We start from the raw sequence: 457 nt of genomic DNA on the forward strand, positions 1-457 counted from the left end.
TGTGGTTTCCCGACTGGGGCTCCCGGTTATCGATACGTCCGCTGACGATTTTGATGTGCAGATGCGTGATCAGTTTGGCGGTTCGCTGGCGCAAAAGGTGATTGATGCCACGAGGAATCAGCATGCGATGAACAATACGGTGAATTTGATTCGCCATAGCGGCAGCATCGTTTTTGTTGGGTTGTTCAAAGGTGATTTGCAGTTCTCTGACACTGAATTCCACAAGAAAGAAACCACCATGATGGGCAGTCGCAACGCCACACCGGAAGATTTCGCCAAAGCCGCCCGCCTGATGTCGTAAGGCAGATTGACCGCCGACATGATGCTCACGCACCGTTACGCATTGGCCACACTGGCAGAAATCTAGGAGCGGGATGTGATCAACAACCGTGCAGTGATTAAAGGCGTGATTACGTTCTGAGAGGTAAAACAGGATGAATACATGGAATCGACGTGA

1 pseudogene is annotated in these 457 nt (G+C 50.8%); it reads left to right on the top strand.

Going from position 1 to position 457, the window contains the following annotated elements:
- Positions 1–367: pseudogene (locus tag ACU8YC_RS27275) on the top strand (zinc-binding dehydrogenase); the annotation flags it as partial.
- Between the last annotated feature and the right edge of the window lie 90 nt (positions 368–457).

It is taken from the genome of Citrobacter sp. VF227 (assembly GCF_052950715.1).